The sequence below is a fragment of the Geodermatophilus sp. SYSU D00965 genome (genome assembly GCF_054050075.1).
Window position 1 is genome coordinate 24142 of record NZ_JBJGYQ010000023.1, and the last position, 16787, is coordinate 40928.

Annotated in this window: 19 protein-coding genes and 1 riboswitch; of the genes, 8 read left to right on the plus strand and 11 right to left on the minus strand. The window is 75.5% G+C overall.

Annotated elements, in window-relative coordinates:
* Window positions 1–21: 21 nt before the first annotated feature.
* The 4 genes from ACI789_RS19665 to ACI789_RS19680 all read right to left on the minus strand — a co-directional run bounded on the left by ACI789_RS19665 (window position 22) and on the right by ACI789_RS19680 (window position 4544).
* A complete protein-coding gene (locus ACI789_RS19665) occupies window positions 22–636 on the minus strand; it encodes an ECF transporter S component (RefSeq protein WP_456917912.1) in 615 nt (204 codons plus the stop codon).
* Window positions 634–737: riboswitch (TPP riboswitch) on the minus strand. (Overlaps the previous gene by 3 nt.)
* Before the next feature lie 143 nt (window positions 738–880).
* The gene (locus tag ACI789_RS19670) at window positions 881–2173 is read right to left on the minus strand and encodes an Nramp family divalent metal transporter (protein WP_457011046.1); all 1293 of its coding nucleotides are present in this window, start codon (window positions 2171–2173) and stop codon (window positions 881–883) included.
* A gap of 107 nt (window positions 2174–2280) precedes the next feature.
* On the minus strand, window positions 2281–2985 hold the full coding sequence (locus ACI789_RS19675) for a Mut7-C RNAse domain-containing protein (protein ID WP_457011047.1): 705 nt from the start codon (window positions 2983–2985) through the stop codon (window positions 2281–2283).
* A gap of 101 nt (window positions 2986–3086) precedes the next feature.
* Window positions 3087–4544: an aminotransferase class I/II-fold pyridoxal phosphate-dependent enzyme gene (locus ACI789_RS19680; protein ID WP_457011048.1), complete on the minus strand. Its 1458-nt coding sequence runs from the start codon at window positions 4542–4544 to the stop codon at window positions 3087–3089.
* 93 nt (window positions 4545–4637) lie between these two features.
* Here ACI789_RS19680 and ACI789_RS19685 point away from each other — a divergent pair, with 93 nt between their 5' ends.
* Both ACI789_RS19685 and ACI789_RS19690 read left to right on the plus strand, forming a co-directional pair.
* Window positions 4638–5150: a VOC family protein gene (locus ACI789_RS19685; RefSeq protein ID WP_457011049.1), complete on the plus strand. Its 513-nt coding sequence runs from the start codon at window positions 4638–4640 to the stop codon at window positions 5148–5150.
* 78 nt (window positions 5151–5228) lie between these two features.
* Window positions 5229–5774 (plus strand): GNAT family N-acetyltransferase, encoded by a 546-nt coding sequence (locus ACI789_RS19690; protein ID WP_457011050.1) that lies wholly within the window; start codon window positions 5229–5231, stop codon window positions 5772–5774.
* On the opposite strand, the gene ACI789_RS19695 is transcribed toward ACI789_RS19690, so the two are convergent.
* A complete protein-coding gene (locus ACI789_RS19695; RefSeq protein ID WP_457011051.1) occupies window positions 5775–6239 on the minus strand; it encodes a rhodanese-like domain-containing protein in 465 nt (154 codons plus the stop codon).
* Window positions 6240–6353: 114 nt separating this feature from the next.
* On the opposite strand from ACI789_RS19695, the gene ACI789_RS19700 reads away from it, so the two are divergent.
* Window positions 6354–7010: a GntR family transcriptional regulator gene (locus tag ACI789_RS19700; RefSeq protein WP_457011052.1), complete on the plus strand. Its 657-nt coding sequence runs from the start codon at window positions 6354–6356 to the stop codon at window positions 7008–7010.
* On the plus strand, window positions 6997–8016 hold the full coding sequence (locus tag ACI789_RS19705; RefSeq protein ID WP_457011053.1) for a 1-aminocyclopropane-1-carboxylate deaminase: 1020 nt from the start codon (window positions 6997–6999) through the stop codon (window positions 8014–8016). The genes ACI789_RS19700 and ACI789_RS19705 overlap by 14 nt, the downstream gene beginning before the upstream one ends.
* A 47-nt stretch (window positions 8017–8063) precedes the next feature.
* Here the strand turns inward: ACI789_RS19705 and ACI789_RS19710 are convergent, their stop codons facing one another.
* From ACI789_RS19710 to ACI789_RS19720, 3 genes are read right to left on the minus strand one after another with little or no spacing between them, the layout of a single operon-like run.
* A complete protein-coding gene (locus ACI789_RS19710; protein ID WP_457011054.1) occupies window positions 8064–8744 on the minus strand; it encodes an alpha/beta fold hydrolase in 681 nt (226 codons plus the stop codon).
* On the minus strand, window positions 8741–8944 hold the full coding sequence (locus ACI789_RS19715; RefSeq protein WP_457011055.1) for a hypothetical protein: 204 nt from the start codon (window positions 8942–8944) through the stop codon (window positions 8741–8743). Before ACI789_RS19715 ends, ACI789_RS19710 begins: the two co-directional genes overlap by 4 nt.
* Before the next feature lie 28 nt (window positions 8945–8972).
* On the minus strand, window positions 8973–9995 hold the full coding sequence (locus ACI789_RS19720; RefSeq protein ID WP_457011056.1) for an NADP-dependent oxidoreductase: 1023 nt from the start codon (window positions 9993–9995) through the stop codon (window positions 8973–8975).
* Between the two features lie 194 nt (window positions 9996–10189).
* Here ACI789_RS19720 and ACI789_RS19725 point away from each other — a divergent pair, with 194 nt between their 5' ends.
* From ACI789_RS19725 to ACI789_RS19735, 3 genes are all read left to right on the plus strand, one after another.
* Window positions 10190–11314, plus strand: a complete 1125-nt coding sequence (locus ACI789_RS19725; RefSeq protein WP_457011057.1) for a class I SAM-dependent methyltransferase — start codon at window positions 10190–10192, stop codon at window positions 11312–11314.
* A 55-nt stretch (window positions 11315–11369) separates the two neighbouring features.
* On the plus strand, window positions 11370–12461 hold the full coding sequence (locus ACI789_RS19730) for a class I SAM-dependent methyltransferase (RefSeq protein WP_457011058.1): 1092 nt from the start codon (window positions 11370–11372) through the stop codon (window positions 12459–12461).
* A 128-nt stretch (window positions 12462–12589) separates the two neighbouring features.
* Complete coding sequence (locus ACI789_RS19735; RefSeq protein WP_457011059.1) at window positions 12590–14173, plus strand: methyl-accepting chemotaxis protein; 1584 nt, start codon at window positions 12590–12592, stop codon at window positions 14171–14173.
* A 33-nt stretch (window positions 14174–14206) separates the two neighbouring features.
* On the opposite strand, the gene ACI789_RS19740 is transcribed toward ACI789_RS19735, so the two are convergent.
* Window positions 14207–14698, minus strand: a complete 492-nt coding sequence (locus tag ACI789_RS19740) for a phosphoribosyltransferase (RefSeq protein ID WP_456917897.1) — start codon at window positions 14696–14698, stop codon at window positions 14207–14209.
* Between the two features lie 66 nt (window positions 14699–14764).
* Between ACI789_RS19740 and ACI789_RS19745 the strand changes: the two genes are divergently transcribed.
* The gene (locus tag ACI789_RS19745; protein WP_457011060.1) at window positions 14765–15259 is read left to right on the plus strand and encodes a hypothetical protein; all 495 of its coding nucleotides are present in this window, start codon (window positions 14765–14767) and stop codon (window positions 15257–15259) included.
* On the opposite strand, the gene ACI789_RS19750 is transcribed toward ACI789_RS19745, so the two are convergent.
* Complete coding sequence (locus ACI789_RS19750) at window positions 15250–15852, minus strand: DUF6461 domain-containing protein (protein WP_457011061.1); 603 nt, start codon at window positions 15850–15852, stop codon at window positions 15250–15252. The genes ACI789_RS19745 and ACI789_RS19750 overlap by 10 nt on opposite strands.
* A complete protein-coding gene (gene pucL / locus ACI789_RS19755) occupies window positions 15852–16742 on the minus strand; it encodes a factor-independent urate hydroxylase (protein WP_457011062.1) in 891 nt (296 codons plus the stop codon). Before pucL ends, ACI789_RS19750 begins: the two co-directional genes overlap by 1 nt.
* Window positions 16743–16787: the final 45 nt, after the last annotated feature.

Genomic DNA, 16787 nt, shown 5'->3' on the forward strand with positions numbered 1-16787 from the left:
CCGGGGACCCCCCGGTCAGCGTCAGACCCGGGTGCGGCCGGAGGCGAACGCCGACAGCGCACCGCTGCCGGCCAGCGCGCGGGTCAGCGCCATGCTGCCCGCGCCCGCGACGACGACGGTGCCGGCCACGACGAGCGCCACGTACGTCGTCTTCCAGCCCGCGGTCCAGTCCGGGTAGTAGTAGAGGAGGTCCAGGACGGCGGCCATCGCGCCGGCCAGCGCCGCGGACAGCAGTGCCTGCGGCCACCCGAAGCGGCGGTACCGGAAGGCGGCGAAGCCGGCCTCCCCGGCCAGCCCCTGCAGCAGGCCGTAGACGATCGTCGTCGTCCCCCAGGCCGAGCCGAGCAGCGCCGAGACGATCGCGGCGACCAGCTCGGCGAACAGGCCCGCTCCGGGCTTGCGCACCACCAGCGGGGCGAGCACCGCGGGGACCAGCCAGACGCCGTACATGAACGCCTGCCCGGGCGGGAAGGCGGCGAAGGCCGTTCCGGTACCCGCCCACAGCAGGCCCCAGGCCCAGAAGACGACGCCGAAGGCGACGCCCAGGACGGCGGTGACGACGATGTCGACGGTGCGCCAGCGCGAGCGCCCCCCGGTGGGCGCAGCCGACGACGGACGGACGGCCTGGTCGGCCATGACTTTCCTCCAGACTCCCTGCGCCGGCATGACCCGGATCAGGTTCGAGGGTCTGCGGGAACCCGCACTCTCAGCGCCGAAGCGCTCCCCTGCTGTGTGTTCGGTTGTGCGACCAGCCTAGACCGTTCCGCCGCTGCCGCCGTCCGCCGGTGCCCGCTGCCGCTGCCCGGACACGATCATGGCGCCGTGACCACCGGAGGGGGCTCCGGAGTGGTCACCGCGCCATGATCGCGGGGGAGGTCCTTCAGCCGAGGACGAAGCCCAGCAGCAGGTGGGCGTTGAGGCCGATGATCAGCGCGGCGACGACCGCCCCGGCGATGGTGGTGACCGGCCGGTTGACCCAGTTGCCCATGACCGAGCGGCGGGCGGTCAGCCACAGCAGCGGCACCAGCGCGAAGGGGATGCCGAAGGAGAGCACCACCTGCGACCAGACCAGCGCGGTGGTCGGGTCGCCGCCGAGCAGCAGCACCGCCAGGGCCGGCGCCAGGGTGACCAGCCGGCGGGCGAGCACCGGGATGTGCCGGCGCAGGAAGCCGGCCATGACCACCTGCCCGGCGTGGGTGCCGACCGAGGAGGAGGCGAACCCGGAGGCGAGCAGCGCGACGGCGAAGGCCAGCGCGGCGCCGGTGCCCAGCTGGTCGCCCAGCCCGGCGTGCACGCTCTCCAGCGACTCGATGCCGTCGTCGGCGGTGAACAGCTGCGCGGCGATCACCAGCATCGCGGCGTTGACCAGCCCGGCCAGGCCCATCGCGACCAGGACGTCGACCCGCTGGGCCCGCAGCAGCCGGCGCCGGCCGGCCTCGCTGCGCCCGGCGGTGACCACGTCGCCGTACCGGCCCGGGGTCAGCGCGGAGTGCACGTAGATGACGTGCGGCATGACGGTCGCGCCCAGGATCCCGGTGGCCAGCAGCAGGCTCTCCGAGCCGGCGAACGAGGGCACGAGGCCGCCGGCGACCCCGCCGACGTCGACGCCGGAGCTGACCAGCGTGTAGCCGAAGCCCAGGCCGATCACCAGCAGCAGCCCGGCGATCACCCGCTCGAACGGCCGGTGCCCTCGGGACTGCGCGGCCAGCAGCACGAACGCGACCACGGCGGTGATCACCCCACCGATCGGCAGCGGCACGCCGAACAGCAGGTTCAGCGCCACCGCGCCGCCGACGATCTCGGCCAGGTCGGTGGCGATCGCGACCGCCTCGGCCTGCAGCCACAGCCCGCGGGTGACCGGCCGGGGCAGCTGCTCTCGGCAGAGGGTGGCCAGGTCCCGGCCGGTGGCCAGCCCGAGCTTGGCGGTCAGCGACTGGATGAGCATCGCCATGAGGTTGGCCGCCACGATGACCCACAGCAGCGTGTAGCCGAACGAGGCGCCGCCGGCGAAGTTGGTCGCGAAGTTGCCCGGGTCGACGTAGGCCACCGCCGCGACGAACGCCGGACCCAGCAGCGGCCACAGCCGCCGCCGTCCGGACCCGGAGGGTGCCGGTCTCGGCGCGCCGACCAGCGTGGTCGGCAGGACGGCGGCCTCGGTCTTCGACAGGTACACGGCGGCCTCGCAGGAGCGGCGCAGGTGGATGGGCGCTCCTTCCTGTGCCCGCCGCGGGTGACACGTGCGGGCCAGCCCGTGGCCCCCGGGGGCCGACCTGGCGGGCCCTACCGGCTCGCCGTCCGGACCAGCGCGTCGATCCGGCGGGCGTGCGCGCCGCGCCAGTAGACCCGGTCGCAGGCCGGGCAGCGGGAGAACTCCTCGTAGGTCCGCCTGGTACCGGCGGGCAGCCGGTCGGCGACGTCGGCCTTGGCCACCGGCAGCAGCCGGGCGCCGCAGGCGGTGCAGCGGGTCAGCGGCGCCAGCGGGGGAGCGAACCGGTCGAGGACGTCGGCGAGCTGGTCGTCGGGCCGGGCGCCGCGGACCAGCGCCCCCGACGGCAGGGCCCGGCGCATGAGCAGGCCGCGGTCCTGGGTGAGCAGGGCGCGCTCCTCGGCGGTCGCGCGGACCACGAGGTCGGCGTCGTCGGCGTCGTTGGACCACGCCGCGTCCAGGCCGAGCAGCCGCAGCCGGCGGGCCAGCGCCCCCAGCCCGACGTCGAGCAGGAAGCCGCCGGCCGGCACCGGCTGCGGCCGCGGGACCTCGGCGACCTCCACGGTGCTGCCCGGCCGCGTCCGGTCGGCGACGCCGGCGGGGGCGCCGTCGACCCGGAGGCCGCCGACCTCGGTCAGCGGCACCCCGGCCGCCTGGACGACGTGGCCGAGCGTGGCGTCGGGGTCGAACCGCATCCGCCGGACGCCGCGGTGCCGGTCCCGTCCCGGCAGGAGGAAGCGCAGCGGCGGCGGGACGAGGACGTCCACCGAGCCGGTCACCGCTGGCCTCCTGAGGGGCTATGAGACGTCCATGGCCTGATTCCGCGCCGCGGTCCGCTCCTCGCTCGCTGGCGCTCGCTGCGATGCTCCCGCGGCTGTCATCAGGCGACGACCCGGAAGGTCTCCATCGACGGGTCCGCGGCGTCGGGGATCAGCATCCCGGCCTGCACCCCGCTGGTCAGGTAGTCGACGGCGTCCTGGCTGATCCGCTCGCCGGGCGCCAGCACCGGGACGCCGGGCGGGTAGGGGCTGACCAGCTCGGCGGCCACCCGGCCCACCGCCTCGGCGGCCGGCACCTGCTCGACACGGGCGAAGAACGCATCGCGCGGCGTCATCGCCTGCTCCAGCTCGAGGCCCTGCGGCGAGGGGAGGTCCACCCGCGGCGGGCGCTCCATCGACGCGGCACCCTCCACGAGGGCACGCAGCGCGTCCAGCAGCGCCTTCTCCGTCTCGTCGTCGTCGGCGTGGGTGATGCGGGCGTTGACGCGGAGGGTGTCAGCCGCGCCGAGGTCCACGTGGCAGGCGGCGCGCAGCCAGTCCCCGGCCTGGAAGCCGGTGATGCCCAGGCCCCGGACGTCGACGGTGATCGCCAGCGGGTCGAGGTCGAAGGCGCCGCCGGTGCCGATGACCTCACGGCCCATGACCGCCAGGCCCGGCAGCGCGTCGATCTCCGCCCGGAGGCGCGCGGCGCGCTCGATCGCCCTGCCCAGCAGTTCCTCGCCCTGCTCGACCATGTGCCGTCGCCACCCGTCGAGGGTCAGGTACACCAGCGACGAGGAGCTCGTGGTGCCCAGCAGGTCCTCCCGCTGCTTGAGCACCTGCGGGTCCACGCGGGAGCCCTTGAGGTGGAACACCGAGCTCTGCTCGATCGCCCCGCCCATCTTGTGCACGCTGGTGACGACGACGTCCGCGCCGGCGTCCATCCCCCAGGCCGGCAGGTCGGGGTGGAAGGGCAGGTGGGCCCCCCAGGCCTCGTCGACGATCAGCGGGAGGTCGCGCTCGTGGCACACCTCGGCGACGCCGGCGATGTCGGCGCAGGTGCCCCAGTCGGTCGGGGTGATCAGCAGCATCCCCTTGACCTGCGGGTGCCGGTCGAGCGCGCGGCGGACGTCCTCGGGCTCCGGCGGATGGGCCAGGTGCCGCTCGGCGTCGAAGTGCGGGTGCACCCACACCGGGCGGATGCCGCTGATGATCAGCCCGGCCACCACCGACTTGTGCGCGTTGCGGCTGACCAGCAGTTCCTCGTCCGGGCCGGCGACCGAGATCATCGCGCTCTTCACCGACAGCGAGCTGCCGCAGGTGGAGAAGAAGGCCCTGTCGGCGTCCACGGCGTCGGCCATGAGGTCCTCGGCCTGGGTGGTGACCGCCTGCGACTCGCGCCGGTCGTCGAGGCCGTTGAGCGAGAGGACGTCGGAGGCGAACACGCCCTCCCCGACGACCTCGACCACCCGCGGGTCGGCACCGCGGCCCTGCTTGTGGCCGGGCGGGCCGAAGACGACGTCCCCCCGGCGGCGGAACTCCTGCAGGGCCTCGAGGACGGGGGCGCGCGAGTGGTCCATGCCCGGCACCTACCCGATCGGGCGCGACCGATACTTGAAGTCTCAAGCAGATGGGCGCACACTGGCGTCCTGCCGACCGTCAGGAGTCCGACCATGCCCGTCCAGCGCCTCAACCACGCCGTCCTCTACGTGCGCGACGTCGCCCGCAGCCACGCCTTCTACCGCGACGTGCTCGGATTCCGCGCGAAGATGGAGATCCCCGGTGCCGCGGTGTTCCTGCAGGCCGAGGGGTCGAGCAACGACCACGACCTCGGCCTGTTCCAGATCGGCGCGGGCGCCGGCGCCTCGGAGGCCGGCCGGCGCACGGTCGGCCTCTACCACCTGGCCTGGGAGGTCGACACCCTCGCCGAGCTCGCCCGCATCCGCGACGCGCTGCTGCAGGTCGGCGCGCTGGTCGGGATGAGCGACCACGTGACCACCAAGGCCCTCTACGCGCACGACCCGGACGGCCTGGAGTTCGAGGTGTCCTGGCTGCTGCCGGCCGAGTTCATCACCCCGGAGCTCACGGCGGGCGCGGCCATGACGTCGCCGCTGGACCTCGACCAGGAGATCGCCCGCTACGGCGCGCACACCCGTGGCGGCGTCGGGGTCTCCGTCCCCGCCTGAGGGAGGACCCCCTGCCCCCCACCACTCGCGAGCTCGCGGTGGGGCCCTGCAGGGGGCCATGGGGCACGATGCCCTCCCGTGATCCCCGATGAGCTGGCCGCCGGTGCGCTGCGCCTGCGGCCCTGGCGGACCGACGACGTCCCCGACGTCTTCGCCGCCCTGCAGGACCCCGCCAGCCGGATGTGGAGCGGGGCGGGCGTGGTCTCGCGGGAGGACGCCGCGCTGATCGTGCGGGTCCGGATGGACCCGGCGCTCGAGGACCGCGCCGCCTGGGCCGTCGTCGACGCCGCGGGCACGCTGCTGGCCTCGGTGTCCCTGCACTCCATCGACCGCGCGCAGGCCGACGCCGAGATCGGGTACTGGACGGTGCCCGCGGCCCGGGGGCGCGGCGTCGCCCCGGTCGCGGTCGACGCCGCCTGCCGCTGGGCCTTCGCGCGGCTGGACGTCGACCGGGTGGAGCTGTGCCACGCGGTGGAGAACACCGCCTCCGCGCGGGTGGCCGAGAAGGCGGGCTTCTCGTTCGAGGGCCGGCTGCGCCGCTCGTACCGCTACGGCGACGGGCTCAAGCACGACGAGCTGCTCTGGGCCCGGCTGTCCGACGACCCGGCGCCGGCGTTCGGCTGATCAGCAGCCGCAGCGGACGCCGGCGGGGGCCCTGAGCGGGTCGACGGCGGTGAGCGGGTCGACCGCGGGCCGGGCGGGGCCGGTCGCTGTCTCCACCGGCAGCCCCTCCCGCGCCCAGTACTCGAAGCCGCCGATCATCTCCCGCACCCGGTAGCCCAGCAGAGCCAGCGCCAGCGCGGCCCGGGTGGCGCCGTTGCAGCCCGGGCCCCAGCAGTAGGTGACCACCGGGGTCGAGGGGTCCAGCTCGGCCGCGGCGCGCCGGGCGACCTCCCGGCCCGGTAGGTGCACCGCCCCCGGGACGTGTCCCTGCTCCCAGGCCTCGCGGCTGCGGCTGTCGAGCAGCACGAACCCGGGCGCCCCGGACTCCATCGCGGCGTGCACGTCGCTCACATCGGTCTCGACGGCGAGGCGGCGGGCGAAGTGCGCGGCGGCCTCGGCGGGCGGCGTGCTCCAGTCGTCGATCACACCGTCGATCGTGAGGTGCACGGCGGCCGGCGACGACGCCCCCGGCTGCCAACGACCGCAGCGGTTGCGCCAGCTCACTTGACGCGGTGGCGCCTGACATCTGAGATGTCAGTTGTGTCCCTCGCTCCGATCGGCCGCGTGCTGCTGCGCGACGTCGCCCTGGTGCGCATCCGGCAGGCGATCGTCTCCGGCGAGCTGGCGCCCGGCGCGGTGGTGAAGGACGCCGAGCTGGCCGCCCGCCTCGGGCTCTCGGCCGCCCCGGTGCGCGCGGCGCTGGCCCGGCTGGCCGACGAGGGGTTGGTCGAGGCCAAGCCGCAGAGCCACACCCGGGTCACCCCGCTGCGGGTGCGCGACGTCCACGACGCCGGCGTCGTCGTCCGGGCGATGCACGAGCTCGCCGTCCGCGAGGCGGTGCCGCTGGTGACCCCGGACGACGTCGCCCGCATGCGCGCGGCCAACGAGCGATTCGCCGCCGCGGTCGCGACCGGGGACGTCGACGCCGCGCTGGCCGCCGACGACGAGCTGCACGCCGTCCTGGTCGAGCGATGCGGGAACGCCGCCGTGGCCGCGACGATCGACCGCTTCACCCCCGCCGTCCGCCGGCTGGAGCGGGCCCGCTTCGCCGCGGCGCACGGGCGGGAGTCCGTCGTCCTGCACGACCGCCTGATCACCGCCTGCGCGGAATCCGACGTCGACGCCGCCGTCGCCACCACCACCGAGATCTGGACGGCGCTGCTGTCCGAACTGGAGATGCCCGATGGCCCTGTCTGACTATCCCCGCTACCCGCTGCTGTTCGGCCCGTCGCCGGTGCACCGGCTCGACCGGCTCACCGAGCACCTCGGGGGTGCTGCCGTGTGGGCCAAGCGCGAGGACGTGAACTCCGGCATCGCGTTCGGCGGGAACAAGACCCGCAAGCTCGAGTACCTCGTCGCCGACGCGCTGGACCAGGGCTGCGACACGCTGGTGTCGATCGGCGGCGTGCAGAGCAACCACACCCGGCAGGTCGCCGCGGTGGCGGCGCGGGTGGGGCTCAAGTGCGTGCTGGTGCAGGAGAGCTGGGTCGACTGGCCCGACGCGGTCTACGACAAGGTCGGCAACATCCTGGTCAGCCGGCTGGCCGGGGCCGACGTGCGGCTGGTCAAGGCCGGGTTCGGCATCGGCTTCAAGGAGAGCTGGGAGGCCGCGCTCGCCGAGATCGAGGAGCGCGGCGGCAAGCCCTACGCGATCCCGGCCGGCGCCTCGGACCACCCGCTCGGCGGGCTCGGGTTCGCCGGGTGGGCGGAGGAGGTCGCCGCGCAGGAGGCCGAGCTCGGCGTCTTCTTCGACACCGTCGTGGTCTGCTCGGTCACCGGCTCGACCCAGGCGGGCATGGTGGCCGGCTTCGCCAAGCTGGAGGAGGAGGGCGCCCGGCCGCGGCGGGTGCTCGGCATCGACGCGTCGGCCAAGCCCGCCGAGACCCGCGAGCAGGTGCTGCGCATCGCCCAGCGCACGGGCTCGCGGATCGGCCTGCGGCGCGAGCTCACCCGCGACGACGTCGAGCTCGACGAGCGCTACCACGCCGGCGTCTACGGGATCCCCGACGAGACGACGATCCGCGCGATGGAGCTGGCCGCGCGCACCGAGGGCATGGTCACCGACCCGGTGTACGAGGGGAAGTCGATGGCCGCGACCATCGACCTGGTCGGCCGCGGCGAGATCGACCCGTCGTCCACCGTGCTCTACGCCCACCTCGGCGGGCAGCCCGCGCTCAACGGCTACAGCGCCCTCTTCTCCTGACGCACCGGAGGAGATCCGTGCGGGTCACCCGCACGGATCTCCTCCGCTCACAGGGGGACGGCGAGCTCCGTGTGCTCCAGGGCCGCGGCGAGGTCGGCCCGCCACGGGGCCAGCCCCGCCCCGCCCAGGACGACGTCCCGGACGAACGCGTGCCACACCGGCGCCCGCCGCACCATGCTGTGCCCGCCGGCGATCGTGAACCGGGCGATCCGGGCGCCGGCCTCCCGCGCGCGGACGGCGAAGTCGGCCGACAGCGCCGCCGGCACCCAGCGGTCGCCCCGCCCGTGCAGCACCGCCACGGTCTGCTCGCGCAGGTGCTCCACCGGCTCGCCGGGCGGGGTCCACGGGGCCAGCGCGCAGACCGCCCGCACCGACGGGTCCCCGCCGGCGCGCAGCACCGCGCGGCCGCCCATCGAGTGGCCGACCAGCACCACCGGGACCTCGCCGTGGCGGGCCCGCAGCTGGGCGAGGGTCCAGCGCACGTCGGCGTAGGCGTCGGCGGACACGCCGTTCCAGCCGGCGACCCGGTAGCGGACCAGGTACGTGCCGACGCCCTGCTCGGCCGTCGAGGCGCGGACGAACTGCTCGATGGCCCGCATGCGCAACAGCGACAGGGCCCGCTCGCGCGGCGGCTCGACGCTGGCCACCGTGCCGCCGTGGCAGAACACCGCCAGCGCCCGCAGCGGGCCGCTCGGCGGGACGTGCTCGAGCGCGGGGTCGACCGTCACCGGCGGCGGCGCCCGCCACGGAGCGTCGTCCGCGCCCGGTCGCCCAGGTCGCCGGCGCGGTGGAGCCCGCGGGTGAGCGGGGTGGAGCCGGTGCGCCGCTCCAGGGCACGGCCGGCGCGGCGCAGCAGGCCGGAGGTCAGCGGGACGACGACGGTGAGCACCAGCCACATGCGGAAACGGCGGGTCAGCAACAGCCACATGCCCCCAGACTGCCCCGGACCCGGCGGTTCAGTCGGGGTCGGGGGCCAGGCGGACGACCATCTTGCCGGTGTTGGCCCCGCGCAGGAGGTCGAGGAAGGCCGGCACGGCGTTCTCGATCCCCTCGTACACGGTCTCCCGGACCACGAGCTCCCCCGACCGCAGCCACCCCGACACCGTCTCGGTGAACTCCTCCCGCAGGTCGGCGTGGTCCCCGACCAGGAAGCCGCGCAGCGTCAGCCGCTTGCCGACCATCTGGCCCATGTTCCGCGGCCCGGGCGGCGGCTCGACGGCGTTGTAGCCGGAGATCGACCCGCACAGCGCGGCCCGCCCGTGCACCCGCAGCACGTTCAGCGCGGCCTCGAGGTGCGCGCCGCCGACGTTGTCGAAGACCACGTCGACGCCGTCGGGGGCGGCCTCGGCCAGCGAGAGCGCCAGCGGGCCGTCGTGGTGGTCGAACGCGGCGGTGAAGCCGAGGTCGCCGGTGAGCCAGGCGACCTTGGCCGGGCTGCCGGCACTGCCCACGACCCGACCGGCACCGCGCAGCCGGGCGAACTGCCCGACCAGGCTGCCCACGGCGCCCGCGGCGGCGGAGACGTAGAGGTCCTCGCCGGCGGTGAACCCGGCGATCCGGAACAACCCGGTGTACGCGGTGAGCCCGGGCATGCCGAGCACACCGAGGAACCAGGACGGCGGGACGTCGGTCAGCGAGGGCAGCCGGGTCACCGCGGCGGCGTCCAGGACGGCGACCTCCCGCCACGCCGCGTCGGTGAGCACCAGCGCGCCCTCGGGCAGGTCCGGGGCCCGCGAGGAGACCACCCGGCCCACGGCGCCGCCCTTCATCACCTCGCCGAGCTCCCACGGTGCGGCGTAGGAGGGGGCGTCCCGCATCCGGCCGCGCATGTACGGGTCGACCGACATCGCGACCAGGCGGACGGCGACCTGCCCCTCGGCCGGGTCGGGCACCGGGACCTCGACCAGCCGGAAGTCCTCCGGTGTCGGCTCCCCGTGCGGGCGGGCGGCCAGGTGCCACTCGCGCGTCGTCCCGGCCATGGCGGCTCCTCCCGGCGGGGTGCGGTCCCTCGACCTGGTGCACGGCCGATCCTGCCGCCGGGTCGCCGTCCCCGCCGTCCGGGCCCGGATGGCACACGACCGGGTGGCCGGGCACGCCTACGCTCGGCGATCTCGTACGGTTCCCGGGCCGTACACCGCCGAGACCGCCGATCTCGCCGGAGGGGGGAGAGTCCGTGTCGGTGACCGAGGAGCTGCTCGCGCAGCTGCGGCGGGAGCCGGACGTCGAGGCGCCGGACCTGGTCGCCGTCGACGCCACCGACCGGCTGCTGCTCGACGAGGCGGCCGGTGCGCTCGCGGCGGCCGGCCCGGGCGAGGTGGTCGTCGTCGACGACTCGTACGGCGCGCTGACCCTCGGCGCGGTGGGCGCCGGGGCCCGCGACGTCCGCGTGCACCAGGACCTGCTGGTCGGCGAGCTGGCCCTGGCCCGCAACGCCGAGCGCACCGGGCTGACCGGCACGTACCGCTCGCTCCCGCTCGCCCCCGGGCTGGTGGACGGCGCCCGCGTGGTGCTGGCCAAGGCGCCGAAGTCGCTCGACGCGCTGCGGGAGCTCACCGAGCTGGCGGCCGGCGCGGGCCCCGGGGTCACCCTCGTCGTCGGCGGCCGGGTCAAGCACATGACCCTGGCGATGAACGACGTCCTGCGGATCGGCTTCACCGAGGTCTCGGCCACGCTGGCCCGGCAGAAGTCGCGGGTGCTGGTCGCCCGGGGGCCGCGGCCGGGCGTCCCGACGTCCTTCCCGCACCGCCAGGTGCACGCCGACCTCGGCCTCACCGTCTGCGCGCACGGCGCCGCCTTCGCCGGCACGCGGGTCGACGTCGGCACCCGGGCCCTGCTCGCCGCCCTGCCGGGTGCCGTCCCCGACGCCGCCACCGCCCTCGACCTCGGCTGCGGCACCGGCGTGCTCGCCACGGCGCTCGCGCTGGCCCGGCCGGGGCTCGTCGTCGACGCCAGCGACCAGTCCGCGGCCGCGGTCGCCTCGGCCGTGGCGACGGCGGCGGCCAACGGGGTGGCCGACCGGGTGCGCGTGACCCGGGACGACGCGGCGTCCACCGTCCGCGACGGGAGCGTGGACCTGGTGGTCTGCAACCCGCCGTTCCACGTCGGCGCCGCCGTGGTGACCGGCGCCGCCGACCGGCTGTTCGCCGCGGCGCACCGGGTGCTGCGGCCCGGCGGGGAGCTGTGGTGCGTCTACAACAACCGGCTGCCGCACCGGGCGGCGCTGCGCCGGCTGGTGGGGCCGACCCGGGTCGCGGCGTCCGACCGCCGGTTCACCGTCACCGTCTCCACCCGACGCTGACGCGGGGCCAAGGGCTCTGGCCGGGGGTGTGCGCCACGGGCCACGGTGCGGGGGCATGACGACGACCGAGACACCGCCCGCGGGCACCGCCGCCGACCTCGCCGAACGCATCCTCGGCGGGGTGATCGCCACCCTCGAGCTCGCCGCCCTCCAGCTGGGCGTCGAGCTGGGCTGGTACCGGGCGCTGGCCGGCGCGCCGGCCACGGCGCCCGAGCTCGCCGACCGGACCGGCACCGACGCCCGCTACGCCCGCGAGTGGCTCGAGCAGCAGGCGGTGGCCGGCATCCTCACCGTCGACGACGTCCGGGCCGAGCCCGACGCGCGGCGCTACACCCTGCCGGCGGAGTACCGCGGCGTGCTGCTCGACGAGCTGGACCTCTCCTACATGCCGCCGTTCGCCCGCGTGGCCCTGGCCTTCGCGCGCAACGTGCCCCGGCTGCGCGAGGCCTACCGCACCGGGACGGGGCTGAGCTGGGCGGAGATGGGTCCCGACGCCCGGGAGGCCCAGGGCGATGCCAACCGCCCGTACTTCCTGGGGCCGATGGCCCGGGAGGACCTGCGCTCGCTGCCCGACGTCGACGCGGTGCTGCGGGCCGGCGGCCGGGTGGCCGACGTCGGCTGCGGCATGGGCTGGTCGGCCATCGGCATCGCGCGGGCCTACCCCGAGGCGCGGGTCGAGGGCTTCGACATCGACGAGCCCTCCGTCGCGCAGGCGCGGCGCCACGCCGAGCAGGCCGGGGTCGCCGACCGGGTGCGGTTCACCACCGTCGACGCGGGGTCGGGCGGCGGCGAGCCGGGCGCGTACGACCTGGTGACGGCGTTCGAGTGCGTGCACGACCTGCCCGACCCGGTCGCCGTCCTCGGCGCGATGCGGCGCATGGCCCGGCCCGACGGCGTCGTGCTGGTCGTCGACGAGAAGGTGGCCGAGCAGTTCACCGCGCCGGGGGACGACGTCGAGCGGCTGATGTACGGCTACAGCCTCACCTGTTGCCTGCCCGACGGCCGCTCGGCCCAGCCGTCGGTCGGGACCGGCACCGTCATGCGGCCGGCGACCCTGGAGCGCTACGCCCGGGAGGCCGGCTTCTCCGGCGTGGAGGTGCTACCGGTCGACAACGACTTCTTCCGCTTCTACCGGCTGCGAGTGTGAGGCAGGTCACGGTTCGGGCACGTCCATGAAGCCTGGAGCAGTTCCGCTGTAGTCACTCCACTCTCCGACCGAACCACCGTGGCAACGGCGCGCACCTCCGCGCCGATCCCGGTTCGCAGGAGTGCCCGATGGCGCGCAGTCTCTGGTCCGACCGTCCCCTCGGCGTCAAGCTCGCCGCCCTCGTCGCCGCCGGCGGCGTCGTCCTCGCCGTCTTCGCGGTCGTCGCGGTGCAGGCGCTGTCGGCGACCGGCGAGCGCGCCGACGAGCTGCTCGCCACCACGTCGGCCACCGGCGCGGCGCTGGAGGCGGACATGATGCACGACGCCGTCCGCGGCGACGTGCTCTCGTCGCTGCTCGCCGCGGGCGGCCCCGAGCACCGCGCGGCCGTCACCGACTTGGCCGACCACGCCGCCACCTTCCGCGAGGTCCTCGCGGCGGTGGCGGGCGCCGGGCTGGACCCGGTGGTCGCCGCGGCCGTCGAGGAGGTGACCCCCGCGGTCGAGGCCTACCTGGCCTCCGCCGACCGGATCGTCACGCTGTCCGGCACCGACCCGGTCGCGGCCCGGGCCGCGTACCCGCAGTTCGCCGAGGCGTTCGCCGTCCTGGAGCAGGACCTGCCCGCCGTGGGAGAGGCCGTCGGCGGGGAGGCGGCGGAGGCCGCCGCGGAGAGCGCCGACCAGCGGACGACGGCCATCGCCCTCTCCGTCGTGGTCGCCGTCGCCGGCGTCCTCGTGCTGGCCGCCCTGGGGTGGGTCGTGACCCGGTCGGTCGTCGGGCCGCTGCGCCGTGTCGAGGCCGTCGTCCTCGGCCTCGCGGACGGCGACCTGCGCGGCTCGGCGGGGGTGACCAGTCGCGACGAGGTGGGTCGGATGGCGGCCGCGCTGGAGGCCTCGATGGGGAACGTGCGCGCCGTCCTGGCCACGATCGGGGACACCTCGACGACGCTGGCCTCGGCGACCGAGGAGCTGTCCGCGACCGCGCAGGACATGACCCGCCTGGCCGACGAGTCCTCGGCGCAGAGCGGGGTGGTGGCCGAGGCGGCCGGGCAGGTGTCGGTCAACGTGCAGACCGTGGCCGCGGGCTCCGAGCAGATGGGCGCCTCGATCCGGGACATCGCGCGCAACGCCGGCGAGGTGGCCCGGGTGGCGGGGCAGGCGGTGCAGGTCGCCGACGCCACCACCGCGACGGTGAGCAAGCTGGGGGAGTCCTCGGCGGAGATCGCCGGGGTCGTGCAGGTGATCACCGCGATCGCTGAACAGACCAACCTGCTGGCCCTCAACGCGACCATCGAGGCCGCCCGGGCCGGGGAGGCCGGCAAGGGCTTCGCCGTCGTGGCCAACGAGGTCAAGGAGCTCGCCCAGGAGACGGCCAGGGCGACCCAGGACATCACCGCCCGGGTGGAGGCCATCCAGGGCGACACCTCCGGCGCCGTCCGCGCGATCGGGGAGATCTCCCGGATCATCGGCCTGATCAACGACTCGCAGGGCACCATCGCCGCCGCGGTCGAGGAGCAGACGGCGACCACCGCGGAGATGAACCGCAACGTCGCCGGGGCGGCGACCTCGGCCGGTCAGATCGCCGAGAACATCGCCTCGGTGGCCGGCGCCGCTGGGGCCACGACACGCGCGATGACCGACGCGCGGACCGCGATGGACGAGGTGGCCCGCATGGCCGCCGCGCTCAGCGCCTCGGTGGGCCGCTTCCGCTACTGAGAGGCCCGTCCTCCGCCCCTGCAGGGGCCGTGCTCAGCGGCCGGGAGAGCTGCTGCGGCGGCGGACCGGGGGGAGCGTCGACCAGGGGAAGTCGATCCACCGGTCGGTGCGGCGCCACACGTAGTCGCAGCGCACGATCGACTGCGGCTTCTCGTAGACGACCGCCGTCCGGACCTCGGCGACGTAGCCGGCGCAGAAGTCGCGGACCAGCTCCAGCGTCTTGCCGGTGTCGGCGACGTCGTCGGCCACCAGCACGTTCGCGCCGGTCAGGTCGACGACGTCCAACGTCGGCGGCAGCACGACCGGCAGCTCCAGCCGCTCGTCGACCCCGGTGTAGAACTCGACGTTCATCACGAACAGGTTCTTGACGTCGAGGGCGTAGCCCAGCGCGCCGCCGAGGAAGAGCCCGCCACGGGCGATGGAGAGGATCAGGTCGGGCTCGTAGCCGTCCGCGGCGACCTGCTCGGCCAGCTCGCGCGCCGCGGTGCCGAACGTCTCGTAGGTCAGCGTCTCGCGCTCGCTCACCGGCCGATGGTCGCAGTCCCGGTGTCGCCCCTGGGCAGCGGCCCGGGATACCGGCAGGCTGGGGACATGACGACGTCGCGCCGCCTGCCCCCCGCCGTCCGCAGGGTCCTGCCGTGGCTCCTGGGCTGGTGGGCGTTCCAGGCGGCGGTGGCCGTGACCGGCCGGCTGGTCGCCCGCCGCAAGGACGAGGGCGACGAGGGCACGGCCGGCATCCGGCGGGTCGTCGCGGTCGGCGGCGTGCAGCTGCGGCCCACCAACCCCGAGCTGTCCCGGGTGCGGCTCGACCTGGTGATGGGCGGCGGCGAGCTGGACCTCACCGGCGTGCCGCGGGTCCCGGGCGGCGTCGACCTCACCGTCCGCGCGCTCATGGGCGGCCTGGGCGTGCGGGTCCCGGCCGACTGGCGGGTGTGGTGGGCCTTCCGCGGCGTCGGCGGGATCGGCGTGGAGCAGGGCGCCGGCCTGACCCGCACCGACGACGAGCGCGGCGCCGACCTGCGCATCCACGCCCAGATGCTGTTCGGCGGCATCGGGGTCGAGGCGGCGGCGACGGCTCAGTCGTAGAGCGTCGCGCAGGGCAGCCGGCCGTCGAGCGCCTCGCGGGGGACGGTCAGGCCGAAGCGGCGCGCGACGAGCTCCGCGCACGCCGCCGCCGGTCGCGGCCCGCCCCCACCCAGCGGCCCGCCTGGGCGCAGCGCCCCGCCTCCGCCCAGCGACCCACCTGCGGACAGCAGCCCGACCTCGGTCAGCTCGGCGTCCAGCGCGTGCGGCTCCCGGCCCCAGCGGAACTCCGGGACGGCCGCGTCGAACCCGGTCACGTACACGCCGTCGCGCGCGTGCAGGCAGGAGCCGGTCGTCGGGGTGAAGCAGAGGACCACGGCCTCCCCGCCCTCCACGGTCAGCCGCTCGAGCAGCGGGGGGTCGGCGCCGCGCACCGTCGTGGACTCCACGGCGTAGACCCAACCCTGGGTCGTCCCGACCCGGACGGCCGGCAGGGCGGCGTCCCTCGCCTCGCGCAGCGTGCACCCGCCCCGGTCGACCTCGCCCGCGTCGAGCTCGCCCAGCAGGTCCTCGACCCCCGGACCGCGCACCGCCGTCAGCGTGAGCAGCCCGTGCTCGGCGACCCGGTCGGCGAACCAGTCGAAGCGGGAGCCCATCAGCAGAAGCCGGGCGTCCCCCACCAGGCCGCCTCGGCGGGCGGGACGTCGTCGCGCAGCACGGTGCCCTCGATGAGCCCGTACGGCCGGTCCGCGGCGGCGTAGACGACGTCGGGGTTGTCCGACCCGAAGGCGGAGAGGTCGCTGAGGAAGTGGTGCCTGTTCGGCATCGACATCCGCACCTCGGCCACGCACGGGTACCGCTCCAGCACCGCCTCGCCCATCGCGTAGAGCGTCTGCTGCAGGGCCAGGGAGTGGGTCGCGGCGAAGGTCTCCAGCAGCGCCGTCCGGACCCCCGCGAACACCTCGTCGAAGTCGATGTCGGCGCTCGTGTAGCGCCACCGGGCGGTCACCGCCGTGGCCAGGATCCGCTCCCGGGTCTCGGCCAGCGTCGTGTACCGGTCGCGCGGGAAGCCCCAGAACTCCGAGCCGGTGGTCTTGAGGACGACGAGGTCGCGCAGCCCGGCGAGCACGTGCACGTCGTCCCCGTCGGTCGTGACCACCGCCGTCCGCACCTCGCCGCCGTCCCGCCGAAAGGCGGAGTCGTGCGGCTGCCCGGCGACGGTGATCCGGTCCCAGCCGAACGAGTCGATGGCGACGCGGGCGCCGGTGATCCACGGGTACGCGCCGGTGAAGTGGCGGGCCAGCCGCAGCCCGAAGGACTCGACCGCGCCGACGCCGTCGCGGGCGAAGGCGAACACGGTGTTCTTCTGCGTGTCGGTCGGCAGCACGTGGGAGTTGTCGCCGGCGGTGTGCGCGGCGGCGAAGTCCCCGCGCAGGCTGGTGCTGACGTTGAGGTCGACGAGGGCGTGCCGGGGCCCGCTGCGGTCGACCGCGACCACCCGGACCTCCGCCTTGCCGTACTGGTTCGGGCCGAGCCGGATCGCCATGCGGCACTGTTGCACGTGGAACGTTGCGTGCGGATGACGCGCGTC

Coding starts and splice junctions, on each gene's coding strand:
- ACI789_RS19665 (WP_456917912.1), bottom strand. CDS start 636: ATGGCCGACCAGGCCGTCCGTCCGTCGTCGGCTGCGCCCACCGGGGGG.
- ACI789_RS19680 (WP_457011048.1), bottom strand. CDS start 4,544: ATGGACCACTCGCGCGCCCCCGTCCTCGAGGCCCTGCAGGAGTTCCGC.
- ACI789_RS19685 (WP_457011049.1), top strand. CDS start 4,638: ATGCCCGTCCAGCGCCTCAACCACGCCGTCCTCTACGTGCGCGACGTC.
- ACI789_RS19705 (WP_457011053.1), top strand. CDS start 6,997: ATGGCCCTGTCTGACTATCCCCGCTACCCGCTGCTGTTCGGCCCGTCG.
- ACI789_RS19715 (WP_457011055.1), bottom strand. CDS start 8,944: ATGTGGCTGTTGCTGACCCGCCGTTTCCGCATGTGGCTGGTGCTCACC.
- ACI789_RS19720 (WP_457011056.1), bottom strand. CDS start 9,995: ATGGCCGGGACGACGCGCGAGTGGCACCTGGCCGCCCGCCCGCACGGG.
- ACI789_RS19730 (WP_457011058.1), top strand. CDS start 11,370: ATGACGACGACCGAGACACCGCCCGCGGGCACCGCCGCCGACCTCGCC.
- ACI789_RS19735 (WP_457011059.1), top strand. CDS start 12,590: ATGGCGCGCAGTCTCTGGTCCGACCGTCCCCTCGGCGTCAAGCTCGCC.
- ACI789_RS19745 (WP_457011060.1), top strand. CDS start 14,765: ATGACGACGTCGCGCCGCCTGCCCCCCGCCGTCCGCAGGGTCCTGCCG.
- ACI789_RS19750 (WP_457011061.1), bottom strand. CDS start 15,852: ATGGGCTCCCGCTTCGACTGGTTCGCCGACCGGGTCGCCGAGCACGGG.
- pucL (WP_457011062.1), bottom strand. CDS start 16,742: ATGGCGATCCGGCTCGGCCCGAACCAGTACGGCAAGGCGGAGGTCCGG.